Below are 18,352 nucleotides of genomic sequence, written 5' to 3' on the forward strand. Positions count from 1 at the left end.
AAGGCGTGGAAATGATCATGCCGGGCGACAACGCCGAGCTGGACGTCGAGCTGATCACCCCGATCGCCATGGACCAAGGCCTGCGCTTCGCCATTCGCGAAGGCGGCCGGACCGTCGGCGCCGGCGTGGTGGCCAAGATCATCGAGTAGTCACACACTCAAGACGAGCCCAAGGAAGGCCGCCGGGGATCACCCCGGCGGCCTTTTCTTTGGGCGATCGGCGGCCCGGCAGCCGCATCTGGGATCCCGGGCGCGTGCTGCAGGTGCTCAAGAAAAACAGCCGCTTAGTTGCGCTGCAAACTTTCGACGTAACGCTGAGATTCCGATTGCCGCTCCATCTGGGCGGGCGCACAGTCCCATCGTCCGTTCGGGGACAGGACGTATGCGTAAGGAACAAGGCATGCGCGTAAGACTAGGGAGGACGCTCGCCGTGGCGATGTTTGCCATGGCGGCGGGGGCCGGCTGCGGAGACGGAGCCAGCAAGGCCCAGGCGTCAGGCGGCGAGTCGCAGGGCGAGGCGATCACCGCGGTGGGCTGCCCTGCGCAGACCACGCCGCAGTGCGTGACCATCATGGCCGGCGGCAAGGCCTATGACATCACGGAGGCGGGCGTCGACCTGTCCCGCGGCGTCGGCGTCTCGTTGCGAGGCATGGCGGCGGGGGAGGTGACGCCCTGCGGGCCGAAGCTCACCAACGTGAAGGTCGAATACCAGACGCTGAAGTGCGGGCCGCCGCCCGCACCCGCGGCAGGCTGATTTTAGGAGGGGCGTTTGTCGCTTTCGGCCTGGTTCGGCTCGGGGGGATTCGCGTTGGGCGCGCCCGACGTGGGATCGGTCAGGGTCTTGTCGCTCTGGGTCGAAGGCTCCGCGCCATCCGGAACATAGGCGGTGCTGGGCGGGCGGCCGGGCTTTTGCTCGTCGTCCCGATTGTAGTGCTGCTGAATGTCGGGCTCGGGCATGGCGGGCTCCAGGCTGCGATGTTGAGAGCTGTGGAACGGCTGATGCGTCGCTTTCGATCCGCCTTGCCCGGCGCGGGCGCCCCTGCTAAACGACGCCGCTCCGGCGATGAGCCGAGCGCGCCGGAAGGCCTCACCGCTTTCCGGCGCGCTGTTCATTGTTCGGGACTTGAGCCCCATATGCGGGCTTAGGGTCGAAGGAGTGTAGCTCAGCTGGTAGAGCATCGGTCTCCAAAACCGAGGGCCGGGGGTTCGAGTCCCTCCACTCCTGCCACCCTATATAAGTGATCGAGATGAACCGGGGCGCGATGTCGTTGGATTTGGCGCGTCGCCCCAAGCGACGAGTTTGAAAGCCGCCATGGCCAGGAAACCGGGCTCCAGCCCGCAAGCGATGAGGACCCGTGCTGCGAAGACCGCGGCCGCCATGTCCTCGCCCGCCGCGGTTGCGCAGAGCGAGCCCAAGAAGAAGGTGAGCCCCGGTCAGTTCGCCAAGGAAGTCCGCGCCGAAGCGCGCAAGATCACCTGGACGAGCCGCAAGGAGACCTGGATCACCTCGGTGATGGTCGCCATCATGGTGACGCTGGCCGCGATCTTCTTCTGGGTGGTGGACACGGGCCTTAGCTTCGCGATCACTCAATTCCTCAAGCTGGCGAACGCCGGGTAAGTCGACATGTCCGAAGCTCCTGCCGTCACGGCCAATCCGCGCCACAAGTGGTACATCGTCCACGCCTACTCGAACTTCGAGAAGAAGGTGGCTGAGTCCATCAAGGAACAGGCGCACGCCCAAGGCCTCGACGAGAACTTCTCCGAGATCCTGGTGCCGACCGAGGACGTGGTGGAAATCCGCCGCGGCCGGAAGGTGAACTCCGAACGCAAGTTCTTCCCGGGCTATGTGCTCGTGAAGATGGAGATGACCGACCAGGCCTACCACCTGATCAAGAACACCCCGAAGGTCACCGGCTTCCTGGGCTCCGGCTCCAAGCCGATCCCGGTGTCCGAAAAGGAAGTCGCGCGGATCATCGGCGCCATCGAAGAGGGCGTGGAGCGGCCGAAGCCGACCGTCACCTTCGAGATCGGCGAGCAGGTGCGCGTCACTGACGGCCCGTTCGCCAGCTTCAACGGCTCGGTCGAGCAGGTCGACGAAGAGCGCGCCCGCCTGCGGGTCACCGTCTCCATCTTCGGCCGCGCCACGCCGGTCGAGCTGGAGTACGGCCAGGTCGAGAAGATCGCGTAGGCTTTCCGAAGCTTCCGCGCTTTCCATTGCTTCAGAGGGCGGACCCTGCTAAGGGCCCGCCCTTCGCGCTTTCGGGCGCGATCTATCGTCCTTAGGGGCGTCAAATCCGTGGGAGGGGCCGGCCAGCCTAACCCCGCACCACGGCTCAAACCGGTCGGGCTTCCCGACCATCAGGAGTAAACATGGCCAAGAAGATTCTGGGCTTCATCAAGTTGCAGGTGCCCGCGGGCTCCGCGACCCCGTCGCCGCCGATCGGCCCGGCGCTGGGTCAGCGCGGCGTCAACATCATGGGCTTCTGCAAGGAGTTCAACGCCCGCACCGAGAAGGAACAGAAGGGTACGCCCCTGCCGACCGTGATCACGGTCTACCAGGACAAGTCCTTCACCTTCGTCACGAAGACCCCGCCGGCGACCTACTACATCAAGCAGGCCATCGGCCTGAAGTCCGGCTCCAAGGCGCCGGGCCGCGACAGCGCCGGCACGATCAGCCGCAGCCAGCTGCGCGAGATCGCCGAGAAGAAGATGAAGGACCTGAACGCCAACGACGTCGAGTCCGCTGCCAAGATCATCGAGGGCTCCGCGCGCTCGATGGGCCTGCAGATCACGGAGGCCTGAGACCATGGCGAAGCAACCCAAGCGCATTCAAGCCTGGACCGGCGACCGCACCGCGAACCTGGCCGTTGAAGAAGCCGTCCGCCTGGTGAAGGCGAACGCCAAGGCCAAGTTCGACGAAACCGTCGAGATCTCGGTGAACCTGGGCGTCGACCCGCGTCACGCTGATCAGCAGGTCCGCGGCGTGGTGAGCCTGCCGTCCGGCACCGGCCGCGACGTGCGCGTCGCCGTCATCGCCAAGGACGCGAAGCAGGAAGAAGCCCGCGCCGCCGGCGCCGACGTCGTCGGCGCTGAAGATCTCGTGGAGCGCATCCAAGGCGGCTTCATGGACTTCGACCGCGTCATCGCGACCCCCGACATGATGGCCCTGGTGGGTCGTCTGGGTAAGGTGCTCGGCCCGCGCGGCCTGATGCCGAACCCGCGCGTCGGCACCGTCACGCCGAACGTGGCTCAGGCTGTGAAGGACGCCAAGGGCGGCGCCATCGAGTTCCGCACCGAGAAGACCGGCATCATCCACGCCGGCATCGGCAAGGCGAGCTTCACCGACGACGCTCTGCTGGCCAACGTCCGCGCTCTCGTGGACGCGCTGAACCGCGCCAAGCCGAGCGGCGCCAAGGGCACCTACATCAAGAAGATCAGCCTGTCGTCCACCATGGGCCCGGGCTTCAAGGTCGACGCGGGTTCGGTCGGCGCCTAAGCGCCTCCGGCATCGCGACCAGAATGAGGGAGCGGCGGAATCGCCGCTCCCTTTTTTGTCGGGCTCGATCCGCCAAGCGATTGAGTTCGCGTGCGCTCTCGTGTAAAGGGCGCGCCTTCTAAGCCGCTTTCCTTCGGGAGGGCGGCAAGGGCAGGGGCCTCCCAGAGGCTCCTATCCTGTCCAAGAACTGCGCAGACGCCGGGGTCACCGGCGACCGTAACGCGGGGAAGAGCCCTTCCTCGGTCGCAGGGAGACGGGAAGATGAAGCATCCGTCCAGCCGCATCCGGCCTGGGCGCGACGCTGCGGCTTCTCACATCGGACAGGTTTGACTGCACGGCGTGCGCACTCCCGCGCGCGTCGAACCTGAGTATGGAGACCGCAATGGACCGCGCTCAAAAGCAGGACGCCATCGAGACGCTGAAAAGCGATTTCGCCGGCGCCGGCGCCGTGGTCGTGACCCACTACATGGGTCTGACCGTTGCGGAAATGACTGATCTGCGTGGCCGTCTTCGCAACGAAGGCGCCCAGCTGAAGGTGGTCAAGAACACCCTGGCCAAGAAGGCTCTGGACGGCTCGATCGGCGAGCAGGGCGACGCCCTGTTCAAGGGTCCCGTCGCCATCGCCTTTGCGCCGGACCCGGTGTCTGCCGCCAAGATCGCCACCGAGTACGCCAAGGGGAACGACAAGTTCTCCGTCATCGGCGGATTCATGGGCGACCAGGTGCTGGACAAGGCGTCGGTGACGGCGCTGGCGACCCTTCCGTCGCTCGACCAGCTCCGCGCCAAGCTCATCGGCCTCCTGCAGGCTCCGGCGACCAAGGTCGCTGGCGTGCTGCAAGCGCCGGCGGGCCAGCTGGCTCGCGTGTTCAACGCGTACGCCACCAAAGACGCCGCCTGATCATCATCTTCCCGACACCCGTAAATCTGAAGGACTATCCAAATGGCCAATCTGCAAGAACTCGTCGACAGCCTGTCGGCCCTGACCGTCCTGGAAGCCGCTGAGCTGTCCAAGCTGCTCGAAGAAAAGTGGGGCGTCTCCGCCGCCGCTCCGGTGGCCGTGGCCGCCGCTCCGGCCGCTGGCGGTGGCGCTGCCGCCGAAGCCGCTGAAGAGCAAACCGAGTTCACCGTCGTTCTGACGAGCGGCGGCGACAAGAAGATCAACGTGATCAAGGAAGTCCGTGGCGTTCGTCCGGACCTCGGTCTGAAGGAAGCCAAGGACCTCGTCGAAGGCGCTCCGCAGAACGTGAAGGAAAACGTGTCCAAGGCCGAAGCCGAAGACATCAAGAAGAAGCTGGAAGCCGCCGGCGCCACCGTCCAGGTGAAGTAGTCGGCGTCAGCTCCAAGCTGACCCAAACGGAAGGCCGGGGAGCGATCCCCGGCCTTTCTGTTTTTGGCGTGTGTGCGCAACTTCTGGTGAAGTTTTTTGGCGCCGGGCCGGAACATCCTTTTGCGCCCGCCGGTTAGGGGGCTGCGCGACCAGCGTGAATATCGGAAGCTAGCACGACCCTCCGGGGCGACCTGGAGGAAGAGGCGGTGCGGGACACCCTCCCGCGCCGCCTCTCTTTTTCGTTCACTTTTGTGGCGTAAGGGGCTTCCCAAGACCGGCCAAAAGGCCTATCTGCGCACCTTCGCGAAATCTCCGAATCAAGTGACGCGTTTTCGCGCGTGTTCGCTCCGAGGCATGGCCCGCCGCCCTCCGGCCATGCGAGGGAGCGCCCCTACGATACAGGGGCTTTCCAGCGTCCGGTTCCCCTTCGGGGGAATGCCGAGGGTGGACGCAGGATGAAAAGCTTGACGGTGGGATTCTGTTCCCGCCTGTCCGCAAGGGATAAAAATGGCGCAGTCCTTCACCGGTAAGAAGCGGATCCGGAAGTCTTTCGGCCGCATTCCTGAAGCCGTGCAGATGCCGAACCTGATCGAGGTTCAGCGGTCTTCGTACGAGCAGTTCCTGCAGCGGGAAGTCCGCCCGGCCGATCGGGGCGAGGAGGGTCTCGAGGCGGTCTTCAGGTCCGTCTTCCCGATCAAGGACTTCAACGAGCGCGCGGTGCTCGAGTACGTCTCCTACGAGTTCGAGGAGCCGAAGTACGACGTCGAGGAATGCGTCCAGCGCGACATGACCTATGCGGCGCCGCTGAAGGTCAAGCTGCGCCTCATCGTGTTCGAAACCGATGAAGAGACCGGCGCCCGTTCCGTGAAGGACATCAAGGAGCAGGACGTCTACATGGGCGACATCCCGCTCATGACGGAGAAGGGCACCTTCATCGTCAACGGGACCCAGCGCGTCATCGTCTCCCAGATGCACCGCTCGCCGGGCGTCTTCTTCGACCACGACAAGGGCAAGACGCACGCTTCGGGCAAGCTGCTGTTCGCTGCCCGCGTGATCCCGTACCGCGGCTCGTGGCTCGACTTCGAATTCGACGCCAAGGACATCATCTACGTCCGTATCGACCGTCGTCGTAAGCTGCCGGCCACCACCTTCCTGATGGCCCTCGGCATGGACGGCGAAGAGATCCTCTCGACGTTCTACGAAACCGTTCCGTACGAAAAGCGTCCGGGCGGCTGGGCCACCCCGTACCGCGCCGAGCGCTGGCGCGGCGCCAAGCCGGAATTCCCGCTGATCGACGCCGACAGCGGCGAAGAGATCGCGCCGGCCGGCCAGAAGATCTCCGCGCGTAACGCCAAGAAGTTCGCCGATGCGGGTCTCAAGACCCTGCTGCTGGCTCCGGAAGCCCTGTACGGCAAGTACCTGGCCCGCGACCTGGTGAACTTCGAAACCGGCGAGATCTACGCCGAAGCCGGCGACGAACTGGACGCCACCGTCCTGACCGCGCTGGAAGAGCAGGGCTTCACCACCCTTGACGTTCTCGACATCGACGACGTCACCATCGGCGCCTACGTCCGCAACACCCTGCGGATCGACAAGAACACCGCGCGCGAAGACGCCCTGTTCGACATCTACCGGGTCATGCGACCGGGCGAGCCGCCGACCGTCGACGCCGCCGAGGCGATGTTCAAGTCGCTGTTCTTCGATTCCGAGCGCTACGACCTGTCCTCGGTCGGCCGCGTGAAAATGAACATGCGCCTGGAGCTGGACTGCCCCGACGACATGCGCGTGATCCGCAAGGACGACGTGCTGGCGGTTCTCAAGACCCTGGTCGGCCTGCGTGACGGCCGTGGCGAGATCGACGACATCGACAACCTCGGCAACCGCCGGGTCCGCTCGGTCGGCGAACTGCTCGAGAACCAGTACCGCGTCGGCCTGCTCCGCATGGAACGGGCGATCAAGGAGCGCATGAGCTCGGTCGATATCGACACGGTCATGCCGCACGACCTGATCAACGCCAAGCCGGCGGCCGCAGCGGTTCGGGAGTTCTTCGGCTCCTCGCAGCTGTCCCAGTTCATGGACCAGACTAACCCGCTGTCGGAAATCACCCACAAGCGCCGCCTGTCGGCCCTTGGCCCGGGTGGTCTGACCCGCGAGCGGGCCGGCTTCGAAGTCCGCGACGTGCACCCGACCCACTACGGCCGGATCTGCCCGATCGAGACGCCGGAAGGTCCGAACATCGGCCTGATCAACTCGCTCGCCACGCACGCCGTGGTGAACAAGTACGGCTTCATCGAGAGCCCGTACCGCCGCATCCGTGACGGCCAGATCACCGACGAGGTGGTCTACATGTCGGCCATGGAAGAGGCGAAGCACGCCATCGCCCAGGCCAACATCAAGCTGGTGGGCGGCGCGATCGCCGAAGACCTCGTTCCGGGCCGCGTCAACGGCGAACCGACCCTTCTGCCGAAGGATCAGGTCGACCTGATGGACGTGTCGCCGAAGCAGGTCGTCTCCGTGGCCGCCTCGCTGATCCCGTTCCTGGAAAACGACGACGCGAACCGCGCCCTCATGGGCTCGAACATGCAGAAGCAGGCCGTGCCGCTCATCCAGTCGGATGCGCCGCTGGTCGGCACCGGCATGGAAGCGATCGTGGCCGTGGACTCCGGTGCCGTTGTGACCGCCCGCCGCTCGGGCGTCGTCGAACAGATCGACGGCACCCGTATCGTCGTGCGCGCCACGGAAGAGACCGACCCGTCCAAGCCGGGCGTCGACATCTACCGCCTGCAGAAGTTCCAGCGCTCCAACACCTCGACCTGCATCAACCAGCGTCCGCTGGTGCGGGTGGGCGACCGCGTTCAGGCCGGCGACGTGATCGCCGACGGCCCGTCCACGGAGCTGGGCGAACTGGCGCTGGGCCGCAACGCCCTCGTCGCGTTCATGCCCTGGAACGGCTACAACTTCGAAGACTCGATCCTGATCTCCGAGCGGATCGTGCGCGATGACGTGTTCACCTCGATCCACCTCGAGGAGTTCGAAGTCATGGCCCGCGACACTAAGCTGGGTCCGGAAGAGATCACCCGCGACATCCCGAACGTCGGCGAGGAAGCCCTGCGCAACCTCGACGAAGCGGGCATCGTGGCGATCGGCGCCGAGGTCCAGCCGGGCGACATCCTGGTCGGCAAGGTCACGCCAAAGGGCGAAAGCCCGATGACGCCGGAAGAAAAGCTCCTGCGCGCCATCTTCGGTGAAAAGGCCTCCGACGTCCGCGACACCTCGCTGCGTCTGCCCCCGGGCGTCGCCGGCACCATCGTGGAAGTCCGCGTCTTCAACCGTCACGGCGTCGACAAGGACGAGCGCGCGCTCGCCATCGAACGCGCCGAGATTGACCGTCTGGGCAAGGACCGCGACGACGAGTTCGCGATCCTGAACCGCAACATGCAGGGCCGTCTGCGCCAGCTGCTGGTTGGCAAGACCGCCGTCTCGGGTCCGAAGGGCCTGGGTCGCGGCGAGATCACCGCCGACAAGCTGGAAGAGATCTCGCCCGGCCTGTGGTGGCAGATCGCTCTCGACGACGAAAAGGCGATGGGTGAGCTGGAGGCCCTGCGCCGCCAGTTCGATGAAGCCCGCAAGCGTCTCGACCGTCGCTTCGAGGACAAGGTCGACAAGCTGCAACGCGGCGACGAGCTGCCTCCGGGCGTGATGAAGATGGTCAAGGTGTTCGTTGCGGTGAAGCGCAAGCTTCAACCGGGCGACAAGATGGCCGGCCGTCACGGCAACAAGGGCGTCATCTCCAAGATCCTCCCGATCGAGGACATGCCCTACCTGGAAGACGGCACGCACGTGGACATCGTGCTGAACCCGCTGGGCGTGCCTTCGCGCATGAACGTCGGTCAGATCTTCGAAACCCACCTGGGTTGGGCCGCGGCCGGTCTCGGCAAGCAGGTCGCCCGGATGCTCGAAGACTGGCAGCAGGGCGGCGGTCAGCGTCAGGCGCTCGTCGAGCACCTGCGCGACGTCTACGGCCCGGACGTGGAGTTGCCCGACACCGATGAGGAGCTGATCGAGCTGGCCCGGAACCTGTCGAAGGGCATCCCCTTCGCCACGCCGGTGTTCGACGGCGCCCACATCGAGGACATCGAGAACCTGCTCGAAAAGGCGGGTCTCGCGCGGTCCGGCCAGTCGTATCTGCACGACGGCCAGACGGGTGAGCGCTTCAAGCGTCCGGTGACCGTCGGCTACATCTACATGCTGAAGCTGCACCACCTGGTCGACGACAAGATCCACGCCCGTTCGATCGGTCCGTACTCCCTCGTCACCCAGCAGCCGTTGGGCGGTAAGGCGCAGTTCGGCGGTCAGCGCTTCGGGGAAATGGAAGTGTGGGCTCTCGAAGCCTACGGCGCCGCCTACACCCTGCAGGAAATGCTGACGGTGAAGTCGGACGACGTGGCGGGCCGGACCAAGGTCTACGAGTCCATCGTCCGCGGCGACGACACCTTCGAAGCCGGCATTCCGGAAAGCTTCAACGTGCTGGTCAAGGAGATGCGTTCTCTGGGCCTGAACGTCGAGCTTGAGAACAGCTAGGCGCGGTCCAATCCGCTGCAGTCTTCGTGAGGGAAGGGGCCCGTCAGCTCCTTCCCATCACACTCTGAAATACTGACGAACTGGATATCCGATGAACCAGGAAGTCCTGAATATCTTCAACCCGGTCCAGGCTCCGCCAACCTTCGACCAGATCCGCATCGCGCTGGCTTCGCCCGAGAAGATCCGTTCGTGGTCGTTCGGCGAAATCAAGAAGCCCGAGACGATCAACTACCGCACGTTCAAGCCTGAGCGTGACGGCCTCTTCTGCGCCCGCATCTTTGGCCCGACGAAGGACTACGAGTGCCTTTGCGGCAAGTACAAGCGCATGAAGTACAAGGGCATCATCTGCGAGAAGTGCGGCGTCGAGGTCACCCTCGCGCGCGTCCGCCGCGAGCGGATGGGCCACATCGAGCTGGCGAGCCCGGTCGCTCACATCTGGTTCCTGAAGAGCCTGCCGTCCCGTATCGCCCTGATGCTGGACATGGCCCTGAAGGACGTCGAGCGGGTTCTCTACTTCGAGAACTACATCGTCACCGAGCCGGGCCTCACCCCGCTGAAGCAGCACCAGCTGCTGTCGGAGGACGATTTCCTGCGCTTCCAGGAAGAGTTCGGCGACGACAGCTTCACCGCCGAGATCGGCGCTGAGGCCGTTCACGGCATGCTGCGTGGCATGGACCTCGAGAAGGAAGCCGACAAGCTCCGCGAGGACCTGAAGACCACCACCTCGGAAATGAAGCTCAAGAAGGCGTCCAAGCGCCTGAAGCTCATCGAGAGCTTCATCGAGAGCAACAACAAGGCCGAGTGGATGATCCTGACGGTCATCCCGGTCATCCCGCCTGAACTGCGTCCGCTGGTTCCGCTGGACGGCGGCCGTTTCGCCACCTCCGACCTGAACGACCTCTATCGCCGGGTCATCAACCGGAACAACCGCCTCAAGCGCCTGATCGAGCTGCGCGCGCCGGACATCATCATCCGCAACGAAAAGCGGATGCTGCAGGAAGCCGTCGACGCCCTGTTCGACAACGGCCGCCGCGGCCGCGTCATCACCGGCGCCAACAAGCGTCCGCTGAAGTCGCTCGCCGACATGCTGAAGGGCAAGCAGGGCCGCTTCCGTCAGAACCTGCTCGGCAAGCGCGTCGACTACTCGGGCCGTTCGGTCATCGTGGTCGGCCCCGAGCTGAAGCTGCACGAGTGCGGTCTGCCCAAGAAGATGGCGCTCGAGCTGTTCAAGCCGTTCATCTACGCGCGTCTGGACGCCAAGGGCCTTTCGGGCACCGTCAAGCAGTCCAAGCGCATGGTGGAGCGTGAGCAGCCGGCGGTCTGGGACATCCTGGACGAGGTGATCCGCGAGCACCCGGTTCTGCTGAACCGCGCGCCGACCCTTCACCGTCTGGGCATCCAGGCCTTCGAACCCAAGCTGATCGAAGGCAAGGCGATCCAGCTGCACCCGCTCGTCTGCGCGGCGTTCAACGCCGACTTCGACGGGGACCAGATGGCCGTCCACGTGCCGCTCTCGCTGGAAGCCCAGCTGGAAGCGCGCGTGCTGATGATGTCCACGAACAACATCCTGTCGCCCGCGAACGGGCGGCCGATCATCGTGCCGTCGCAGGACATCGTTCTGGGTCTCTACTACCTGTCGCTGGCCAAGGACGGCGAGCCGGGCGAGGGCAAGCTGTTCGCGGATCTCGGGGAAATCGAAGCGGCGCTCGACGCCGGCGTCGTGACCCTGCACACCAAGATCAAGGCCCGTCACTTCGAGCAGGACGCGGACGGCAACACGGTGCGCCGTGTGGTCGACACCACGCCTGGCCGGATGAAGATCGCCGCCCTGCTGCCGCGTCACCCGGCCGTGGGTCACCGCCTTCTTGAGAAGAACCTGACCAAGAAGGAAATCGGCAACCTGATCGACACGGTCTACCGGCACTGCGGTCAGAAGGCGACGGTCATCTTCGCCGACCAGATCATGGGCCTGGGCTTCCGCGAAGCGGCCAAGGCTGGCATCTCCTTCGGCAAGGACGACATCGTCATCCCGGCCCGCAAGGCGCCGATCGTCGAAGAGACCCGCAAGCTCGTGGAAGAGTACGAGCAGCAGTACGCCGACGGCCTGATCACCAAGGGCGAGAAGTACAACAAGGTCGTCGACGCCTGGGCCAAGGCCACCGATCGCGTCGCCGACGAGATGATGCTCGAGGTCTCCACCTCGGCCAAGGACGCCAGCGGCCGTGAAGGCGAGATCAACTCGATCTTCATGATGTCGAACTCCGGCGCCCGGGGCTCGCAGGCTCAGATGAAGCAACTCGGCGGGATGCGCGGCCTGATGGCCAAGCCTTCCGGCGAGATCATCGAGACGCCGATCATCTCGAACTTCAAGGAAGGCCTGACCGTCCAGGAGTACTTCAACTCCACCCACGGCGCCCGTAAGGGCCTGGCCGACACCGCGCTGAAGACCGCCAACTCGGGTTACCTGACCCGCCGTCTGGTGGACGTGGCGCAGGACTGCATCATCACCGAGGAAGACTGCGGCACCACGCGGGGCATCACCCTGCGCGCCGTGGTCGAAGGCGGCGACGTGCTGGTCTCGCTGGGGCAGCGCATCCTGGGCCGTTTCGCGGCCGAGGACGTCAAGGAGCCGGGCACGAACGAGGTCATCGTTCCGGCCGACACCTACCTCGACGAGAACATGATCGAGCTGGTCGAAAGCGCCGGCGTGCAGTCGGTGAAGGTCCGCTCGGTTCTGACCTGCGAGACCAAGACCGGCGTCTGCGGCGCCTGCTACGGCCGTGACCTGGCCCGCGGCACTCCGGTGAACATCGGCGAAGCCGTCGGCGTCATTGCGGCGCAGTCGATCGGCGAGCCGGGCACCCAGCTGACGATGCGGACCTTCCACATCGGCGGCACCGCCCAGGTGGCCGAGCAGTCCTTCTACGAAAGCGCCAACGAGGGCGTGGCTCGCATTTCCGGCGGCAACACGGTGACCAACGCCGAAGGCCACCTGATCTCCATGAGCCGCAACCTGCAGCTGGTGGTCCAGGTGGATGGCAAGGACCGCGAATCCTACAAGGTGCCCTATGGCGCGCGCCTGCGCGTCAAGGATGGCGAGAGCGTCAAGCGCGGCCAGCGTCTGGCCGAGTGGGACCCCTACACCACGCCGATCATCACCGAAGTGGGCGGTCGCGTGCGCTTCGAGGACCTGGTGGAGAACTTCTCGTTCCGCGAGGAAGCCGACGAAGCCACCGGCATCTCGAACCGCGTGGTCATCGACTGGCGTGCCTCCACCAAGGGTTCGGACCTGCGTCCGGCCATGGCGGTGCTCGACGAGACCGGCGCCTACAAGCGCATCTCCAACGGCGGTGAAGCCCGTTACCTCCTGCCGGTCGGCGCGATCCTTTCGCTCGGCGACGGCGACGAGGTCAAGCCGGGCGAGGTCATGGCGCGTATCCCCACGGAAAGCGCCAAGACCCGCGACATCACCGGCGGTCTGCCGCGGGTGGCCGAGCTCTTCGAAGCTCGCCGTCCGAAGGACTGCGCGGTGATCGCTGAGATGGACGGCCGGGTCGAGTTCGGTCGGGACTACAAGAACAAGCGCCGCATCAAGATCACCCCGGAAGACGGTGGCGAGGCGGTCGAGTTCCTGATCCCGAAGGGCAAGCACATCGCGGTCCACGACGGCGACGTCATCCGCAAGGGCGAGTACCTGATCGACGGCAACCCGGATCCGCACGACATCCTGCGCATCCAGGGCATCGAAGCGCTGGCCGACTTCCTGGTGAACGAGATCCAGGAGGTCTACCGACTGCAGGGCGTGCCGATCAACGACAAGCACATCGAGACGATCGTTCGTCAGATGCTGCAAAAGGTCGAGATCCTCGAACCGGGCGACACCGGCCTGCTCAAGGGCGACCACCTCGACAAGCTCGAAGTGGACGAGGAGAGCGCCAAGACGGAAGCCCGCGGCGGCCGTCCGGCTCTCACCCAGCCCGTGCTGCTCGGCATCACCAAGGCGTCGCTGCAAACCCGCAGCTTCATCTCGGCCGCCTCGTTCCAGGAAACGACCCGCGTCCTCACCGAAGCTTCGGTGCAGGGCAAGATCGACACCCTGGAAGGCCTGAAGGAAAACGTGATCGTGGGCCGCCTCATCCCGGCGGGCACGGGCTCGTACCTGCGGAACCTGCAGCGCATCGCCGCCAAGCGCGACGAAGCCCTGACGGCCAGCCGCGAAGAGGCGATGGAGCCGCTGCCGGAGGTCATCTCCGACGCGGCCGCCGCCGAGCAGGTCGACTAAGTCTCTCTCCAGTACTGCGTATCGGACGGCCCGGGAGCGATCCCGGGCCGTTTCGTTTTGGCGGTCGGCTTCCTAGATGTTGGAGACAACAGAACGGAGGACGCCTTGCCCCTGCTGCTTTGCCCCAACTGCAATCTGTCGATGCAGAACGTGAACCGCTCCGGCGTGGAGTTGGACATGTGCCCCAACTGCCGGGGCGTGTGGCTGGACCGCGGAGAGCTGGAAAAGCTTATGGGCGGCGCCCGCGCCGAGGCCGCCGACTTCGACCACGACCGCCAGCGCTTCGAGCGCGAGGTCGACTCCTTCCATCGCAATCCGGACGCCTGGAAGCAGAGCCATCCCTACGACGCGGCCAAACACCGGCATCGCTACGACGACGACTATAAGTACCGGAAGAAGAAGAAGGGCTTCGATATCTTCGACATCTTCGACTGAGCGGGCGCTCAGCGCAGACGCATCGGGTCCAGGTCCCTGGGCTTGGACGGATCGCCGGAGCTGCCGGGCCCAGGTCCGCTGGGCGTGACGGCGGGCGCGTCCCGGTACTCGCGGTAGGCCCGCTTGCGCGCCGCCGCCGCATCAAACGCCCGGTCCTTCATAGGCGGCAGCGCCAGATCCAGCGGACGGGTCTGGTCCACGCCGGTTCCCAGACGCTGGTCGCACGCCTCCCGCTCCGCGCGGTTCAGGCCCGTGGCCTCGCGATTGCCGCAGCCCACCGGCCCGCTGCGCAGGGCGGCCCTCAGATCGCCGCTGGGCGCTTGGGGCAGGGGTGCGGGGTGACGGACCGCCGGCCGGGGCGCCGGCGGCGCTTCCACCGGCGCTTCGGGCTCGGGCTCGGGCAGGGGCTCCAGCGGCACGGTGATCGGGACGTTCCGCGGCAAGCGCCGGTGCAGCCGGATCGGCTCGGGCTTGGTCGATCCCGGGCGAGGCGGCGCGATCGGCTGGATCAGCACCGGAATGACCGGGAAGGGCGGACCTGCGTCCTCCTGGGGCGCGATCAGCTGGGGCGCGTGCAGGGCGACCAGCGTGCCCACCACGGCGTGGGCGACGGCGGACAGACCGACGACGACGATCCTGCGGCGTCTCGCCGTCTGCATCCGCTGTCCCGTCCTCCCAAGCTTGGCGCTAACCAGCCGCTCGCTCGCGGCGTTTTCGTGGCGACCGTCCGGCCCTGCGCGACAAAGCGGCGGGTCCGGGCGGCAAACATTGACGCGCAAGCCGTTCACGACTATTTAGCGCGCCTCTCTCGGAACGGGGATTCCTTCCTGTCCCGTCGGAACGTACCCCGCCGAACGCGAGTCTCGCGTGCCGGCGAGTTTTTGCGTTTCAGCGGGTGGTTTCGAGCCAGATAACAACGCGAACCCTTATCGAGGCGCCTCGGCCTAACGGCACACGCCTCCACAGCAGAGATTAGATGCCGACAGTCAACCAGCTCATCCGCAAGCCGCGCCAGGACAAGCCCTCGCGGAACAAGGTCCCGGCCCTGAAGGGCTGCCCGCAGCGCCGCGGCGTCTGCACCCGCGTCTACACCACGACCCCGAAGAAGCCGAACTCGGCTCTGCGTAAGGTCGCCAAGGTTCGTCTGACCACCGGCATCGAAGCGGTGTGCTACATCCCGGGCGAAGGCCACAACCTGCAGGAGCACTCCGTGGTGCTCATCCGCGGCGGCCGCGTGAAGGACCTTCCGGGTGTCCGCTATCACATCCTGCGCGGCGTCCTCGACACGCAAGGCGTCAAGGACCGTAAGCAACGTCGTTCGCTCTACGGCGCGAAGCGTCCGAAGTAAGGAAGAAGAAGAATGTCCCGTCGCCGTCGCGCCGAGAAGCGTCAGGTTCTGCCCGATCCGAAGTTCGGGGACCTGGTTGTCACCAAGTTCATGAATTACGTGATGTACGAAGGCAAAAAGGCCGTCGCGGAGAACATCCTCTACGGCGCCTTCGACATCCTGGAAGCCAAGCGCAAGGACCAAGGTCCGCTTGAAACCTTCCACGCCGCCCTCGACAACGTGGCTCCGGCCATCGAAGTCCGCTCCCGCCGGGTCGGCGGCGCGACCTACCAGGTGCCGGTGGAAGTCCGTCCGGACCGCCGTCGCGCCCTGGCCATCCGTTGGCTGGTGAACGCCGCCCGCAACCGCGGCGAAAACACCATGACGGAGAAGCTCGCGGGCGAGCTGCTCGACGCGTCTTCCAACCGCGGTTCGGCCGTGAAGAAGCGCGAAGACACCCACAAGATGGCTGAAGCCAACCGGGCCTTCTCGCACTACCGCTGGTAAGACCCCATATAGGCAGTTTCCGGCGCGGGCGGTTTGAGCTAAACCGCCCGCGCCGTTCGTTCAGCCGCACCGAATTATCCTCTTTTCGCAGAGCAATCCGCTATGCCCCGCACGCATAAAATCGAAGACTACCGCAACTTCGGGATCATGGCCCACATCGACGCGGGCAAGACCACCACGACCGAGCGGATCCTCTACTACACCGGCAAGAGCCATAAGATCGGCGAAGTCCACGATGGCGCGGCCACCATGGACTGGATGGAACAGGAGCAGGAGCGCGGCATCACGATCACGTCGGCCGCGACGACCGCGTTCTGGAACGACAAGCGTCTGAACATCATCGACACCCCCGGGCACGTGGACTTCACCATTGAAGTCGAACGCTCCCTGCGCGTGCTCGACGGCGCCGTGACGGTGCTGGACGGCAACGCCGGCGTCGAACCGCAAACCGAGACCGTCTGGCGCCAGGCCGACAAGTACAAGGTTCCGCGGATCGTGTTCGTCAACAAGATGGACAAGCTCGGCGCCGACTTCGACAAGTCGGTCGAGTCCATCCGCGACCGCCTGGGCGCCAAGGCTGTTCCGATCCAGCTGCCGATCGGTTCCGAATCCGCCCTGCGCGGCCTGGTGGACCTGGTCCGCATGAAGGCTGTCGTTTGGGACAACGACGGCCTCGGCGCGAAGTACCGCGACGAAGAGATCCCGGCTGACCTGAAGGAAAAGGCCGAGGAAGCTCGCAACTACATGATCGAGAACGCCGTCGAACTCGACGACGAGGCGATGGAAGCTTACCTCTCCGGCGAAGAGCCGTCGGAAGAGGTGATCAAGAAGTGCATCCGTAAGGCTGTGCTCACCGGCGCCTTCTATCCGATCCTCTGCGGCTCGGCCTTCAAGAACAAGGGCGTGCAGCCCCTGCTCGACGCCGTCGTCGACTACCTGCCGTCGCCGGTGGACATCCCGCCGACCAAGGGCATCGACTTCCGCACGGAAGAAGAGATCGAGCGCAAGGCGTCGGACGAAGAGCCGCTGTCGATGCTGGCCTTCAAGATCATGGACGACCCCTTCGTGGGCTCGCTCACCTTCTGCCGCATCTACTCGGGCAAGATCGAAACCGGCATGGGCCTGCTGAACTCCACGCGCGACAAGCGCGAGCGGGTCGGCCGGATGCTGCTGATGCACTCGAACAACCGCGAGGACATCAAGGAAGCCCACGCCGGCGACATCGTCGCCCTGGCCGGCCTGAAGGACACCCGCACCGGGGACACCCTGTGCGACCCGACCAAGTCGCCGGTGATCCTCGAGCGCATGGAATTCCCGGCGCCGGTTATCGAAATCGCCGTGGAGCCCAAGTCCAAGGCCGACCAGGAGAAGCTGGGCGTCGCCCTGCAGAAGCTGGCCGCTGAAGATCCGTCCTTCACCGTCTCCACCGACCATGAGTCGGGCCAGACGATCCTGAAGGGCATGGGCGAGCTGCACCTGGACATCAAGATCGACATCCTGAAGCGGACCTACAAGGTCGAAGCCAACATCGGCGCGCCGCAGGTTGCCTATCGCGAAACCATCAGCCGCCGGGCCGAAATCGACTACACCCACAAGAAGCAAACCGGCGGTACGGGCCAGTTCGCTCGCGTGAAGCTGGTGTTCGAGCCGGGTGAAGTGGGTTCGGGCTTCGTGTTCGAATCCGCCATCGTCGGCGGCGCGGTGCCGAAGGAATACGTCCCCGGCGTCGAAAAGGGCCTGATGTCCTCCAAGGACAACGGTCTGCTGGCCGGCTTCCCGGTGATCGACTTCAAGGCCACCCTGGTGGACGGCGCCTTCCACGACGTCGACTCCTCGGTCCTGGCGTTCGAAATCGCCTCCCGCGCGGCCTTCAAGGAACTGCGCGAGAAGGGCGGCGCCAAGCTGCTCGAGCCGATCATGGCCGTCGAAGTCGTGACCCCGGAAGAGTACCTGGGCTCGGTGATCGGCGACCTGAACGGCCGTCGTGGTCAGATCCAAGGCCAGGACGTCCGCGGCAACGCGACGGTCATCAACGCCTTCGTGCCGCTGGCCAACATGTTCGGCTACGTGAACAACCTGCGCGGCATGTCGCAAGGCCGCGCTCAGTTCACCATGCAGTTCGACCACTACGAAGCGGTGCCGCAAGCGGTGGCCGACGAAGTGATCAAGAAGTACGCCTAAGACATCCAACCCTAGTTTAGAGGACAGGCCCGGACAGGGCTGGAGCTTGAAATGGCTAAAGAAAAGTTCGAACGTAATAAGCCGCACTGCAACATCGGCACCATTGGTCACGTTGACCATGGCAAGACGACGCTGACCGCGGCCATCACCATCACGCTGGCGAAGAGCGGCGGCGCGACGGCGAAGAACTACGCGGACATCGACGCGGCGCCGGAAG

At 65.2% G+C, this 18,352-nt stretch carries 17 protein-coding genes and 1 tRNA gene; 16 read left to right on the forward strand and 2 right to left on the reverse strand.

Annotated elements, in window-relative coordinates; translation table 11 throughout:
* Positions 1-149: EF-Tu C-terminal domain-related protein (locus tag DJ018_RS18790; RefSeq protein WP_476742288.1), on the forward strand; the 149-nt coding region annotated here is incomplete at its 5' end.
* 280 nt (positions 150-429) lie between these two features.
* Positions 430-753, forward strand: coding sequence for a hypothetical protein (locus tag DJ018_RS18795; RefSeq protein ID WP_133254333.1), 324 nt, complete (start codon positions 430-432; stop codon positions 751-753).
* 2 nt (positions 754-755) lie between these two features.
* Here the strand turns inward: DJ018_RS18795 and DJ018_RS19025 are convergent, their stop codons facing one another.
* Positions 756-956: a hypothetical protein gene (locus tag DJ018_RS19025; RefSeq protein ID WP_133254334.1), complete on the reverse strand. Its 201-nt coding sequence runs from the start codon at positions 954-956 to the stop codon at positions 756-758.
* A 195-nt stretch (positions 957-1,151) separates the two neighbouring features.
* Here DJ018_RS19025 and DJ018_RS18805 point away from each other — a divergent pair.
* The 10 genes from DJ018_RS18805 to DJ018_RS18850 all read left to right on the forward strand — a co-directional run bounded on the left by DJ018_RS18805 (position 1,152) and on the right by DJ018_RS18850 (position 14,120).
* Positions 1,152-1,227 (forward strand) — tRNA-Trp (locus DJ018_RS18805).
* A gap of 84 nt (positions 1,228-1,311) precedes the next feature.
* A complete protein-coding gene (secE, locus tag DJ018_RS18810) occupies positions 1,312-1,617 on the forward strand; it encodes a preprotein translocase subunit SecE (RefSeq protein WP_111516529.1) in 306 nt (101 codons plus the stop codon).
* A 6-nt stretch (positions 1,618-1,623) separates the two neighbouring features.
* The gene (nusG, locus tag DJ018_RS18815) at positions 1,624-2,187 is read left to right on the forward strand and encodes a transcription termination/antitermination protein NusG (RefSeq protein WP_111516530.1); all 564 of its coding nucleotides are present in this window, start codon (positions 1,624-1,626) and stop codon (positions 2,185-2,187) included.
* Positions 2,188-2,369: 182 nt separating this feature from the next.
* Positions 2,370-2,801, forward strand: coding sequence for a 50S ribosomal protein L11 (rplK, locus tag DJ018_RS18820; protein WP_111516531.1), 432 nt, complete (start codon positions 2,370-2,372; stop codon positions 2,799-2,801).
* Between the two features lie 4 nt (positions 2,802-2,805).
* Positions 2,806-3,495, forward strand: a complete 690-nt coding sequence (gene rplA / locus DJ018_RS18825; protein WP_111516532.1) for a 50S ribosomal protein L1 — start codon at positions 2,806-2,808, stop codon at positions 3,493-3,495.
* Positions 3,496-3,877: 382 nt separating this feature from the next.
* Positions 3,878-4,393, forward strand: a complete 516-nt coding sequence (rplJ, locus tag DJ018_RS18830) for a 50S ribosomal protein L10 (protein WP_111516533.1) — start codon at positions 3,878-3,880, stop codon at positions 4,391-4,393.
* 42 nt (positions 4,394-4,435) lie between these two features.
* Positions 4,436-4,822 carry a 50S ribosomal protein L7/L12 gene (rplL, locus tag DJ018_RS18835; RefSeq protein ID WP_111516534.1) on the forward strand — a complete coding sequence of 129 codons (387 nt, stop codon included), beginning with the start codon at positions 4,436-4,438 and terminating at the stop codon, positions 4,820-4,822.
* Positions 4,823-5,329: 507 nt separating this feature from the next.
* Positions 5,330-9,403 carry a DNA-directed RNA polymerase subunit beta gene (rpoB, locus tag DJ018_RS18840; protein ID WP_111516535.1) on the forward strand — a complete coding sequence of 1,358 codons (4,074 nt, stop codon included), beginning with the start codon at positions 5,330-5,332 and terminating at the stop codon, positions 9,401-9,403.
* Between the two features lie 91 nt (positions 9,404-9,494).
* Positions 9,495-13,685: a DNA-directed RNA polymerase subunit beta' gene (gene rpoC / locus DJ018_RS18845; protein ID WP_111516536.1), complete on the forward strand. Its 4,191-nt coding sequence runs from the start codon at positions 9,495-9,497 to the stop codon at positions 13,683-13,685.
* A 105-nt stretch (positions 13,686-13,790) separates the two neighbouring features.
* On the forward strand, positions 13,791-14,120 hold the full coding sequence (locus DJ018_RS18850) for a TFIIB-type zinc ribbon-containing protein (protein WP_111516537.1): 330 nt from the start codon (positions 13,791-13,793) through the stop codon (positions 14,118-14,120).
* An 8-nt stretch (positions 14,121-14,128) separates the two neighbouring features.
* Here DJ018_RS18850 and DJ018_RS18855 read toward each other — a convergent pair whose 3' ends face one another.
* A complete protein-coding gene (locus DJ018_RS18855; protein WP_111516538.1) occupies positions 14,129-14,779 on the reverse strand; it encodes a hypothetical protein in 651 nt (216 codons plus the stop codon).
* A 317-nt stretch (positions 14,780-15,096) separates the two neighbouring features.
* Here DJ018_RS18855 and rpsL point away from each other — a divergent pair, with 317 nt between their 5' ends.
* The 4 genes from rpsL to DJ018_RS18875 form a co-directional block, all read left to right on the forward strand.
* Entirely contained in the window at positions 15,097-15,468 is a 372-nt protein-coding gene (rpsL, locus tag DJ018_RS18860) for a 30S ribosomal protein S12 (RefSeq protein WP_056018026.1), read from the forward strand.
* Positions 15,469-15,480: 12 nt separating this feature from the next.
* A complete protein-coding gene (rpsG, locus tag DJ018_RS18865) occupies positions 15,481-15,954 on the forward strand; it encodes a 30S ribosomal protein S7 (protein WP_111516539.1) in 474 nt (157 codons plus the stop codon).
* A gap of 102 nt (positions 15,955-16,056) precedes the next feature.
* Positions 16,057-18,135, forward strand: a complete 2,079-nt coding sequence (gene fusA / locus DJ018_RS18870; RefSeq protein ID WP_111516540.1) for an elongation factor G — start codon at positions 16,057-16,059, stop codon at positions 18,133-18,135.
* Positions 18,136-18,186: 51 nt separating this feature from the next.
* Positions 18,187-18,352 (forward strand): GTP-binding protein (locus DJ018_RS18875; RefSeq protein WP_240609624.1); only part of this gene is annotated, 166 nt, incomplete at its 3' end.

Source organism: Phenylobacterium deserti (assembly GCF_003254705.1).
In the GTDB taxonomy this organism is placed as follows: Bacteria; Pseudomonadota; Alphaproteobacteria; order Caulobacterales; family Caulobacteraceae; genus Phenylobacterium; species Phenylobacterium deserti.

Bases quoted from the DNA above. Each gene is read 5' to 3' on its own strand.
- DJ018_RS19025 (WP_133254334.1), bottom strand. From the start codon at position 956: ATGCCCGAGCCCGACATTCAGCAGCACTACAATCGGGACGACGAGCAA.
- secE (WP_111516529.1), top strand. From the start codon at position 1,312: ATGGCCAGGAAACCGGGCTCCAGCCCGCAAGCGATGAGGACCCGTGCT.
- nusG (WP_111516530.1), top strand. From the start codon at position 1,624: ATGTCCGAAGCTCCTGCCGTCACGGCCAATCCGCGCCACAAGTGGTAC.
- rplK (WP_111516531.1), top strand. From the start codon at position 2,370: ATGGCCAAGAAGATTCTGGGCTTCATCAAGTTGCAGGTGCCCGCGGGC.
- rplA (WP_111516532.1), top strand. From the start codon at position 2,806: ATGGCGAAGCAACCCAAGCGCATTCAAGCCTGGACCGGCGACCGCACC.
- rplJ (WP_111516533.1), top strand. From the start codon at position 3,878: ATGGACCGCGCTCAAAAGCAGGACGCCATCGAGACGCTGAAAAGCGAT.
- rplL (WP_111516534.1), top strand. From the start codon at position 4,436: ATGGCCAATCTGCAAGAACTCGTCGACAGCCTGTCGGCCCTGACCGTC.
- rpoB (WP_111516535.1), top strand. From the start codon at position 5,330: ATGGCGCAGTCCTTCACCGGTAAGAAGCGGATCCGGAAGTCTTTCGGC.
- rpoC (WP_111516536.1), top strand. From the start codon at position 9,495: ATGAACCAGGAAGTCCTGAATATCTTCAACCCGGTCCAGGCTCCGCCA.
- DJ018_RS18855 (WP_111516538.1), bottom strand. From the start codon at position 14,779: ATGCAGACGGCGAGACGCCGCAGGATCGTCGTCGTCGGTCTGTCCGCC.
- rpsL (WP_056018026.1), top strand. From the start codon at position 15,097: ATGCCGACAGTCAACCAGCTCATCCGCAAGCCGCGCCAGGACAAGCCC.
- rpsG (WP_111516539.1), top strand. From the start codon at position 15,481: ATGTCCCGTCGCCGTCGCGCCGAGAAGCGTCAGGTTCTGCCCGATCCG.
- fusA (WP_111516540.1), top strand. From the start codon at position 16,057: ATGCCCCGCACGCATAAAATCGAAGACTACCGCAACTTCGGGATCATG.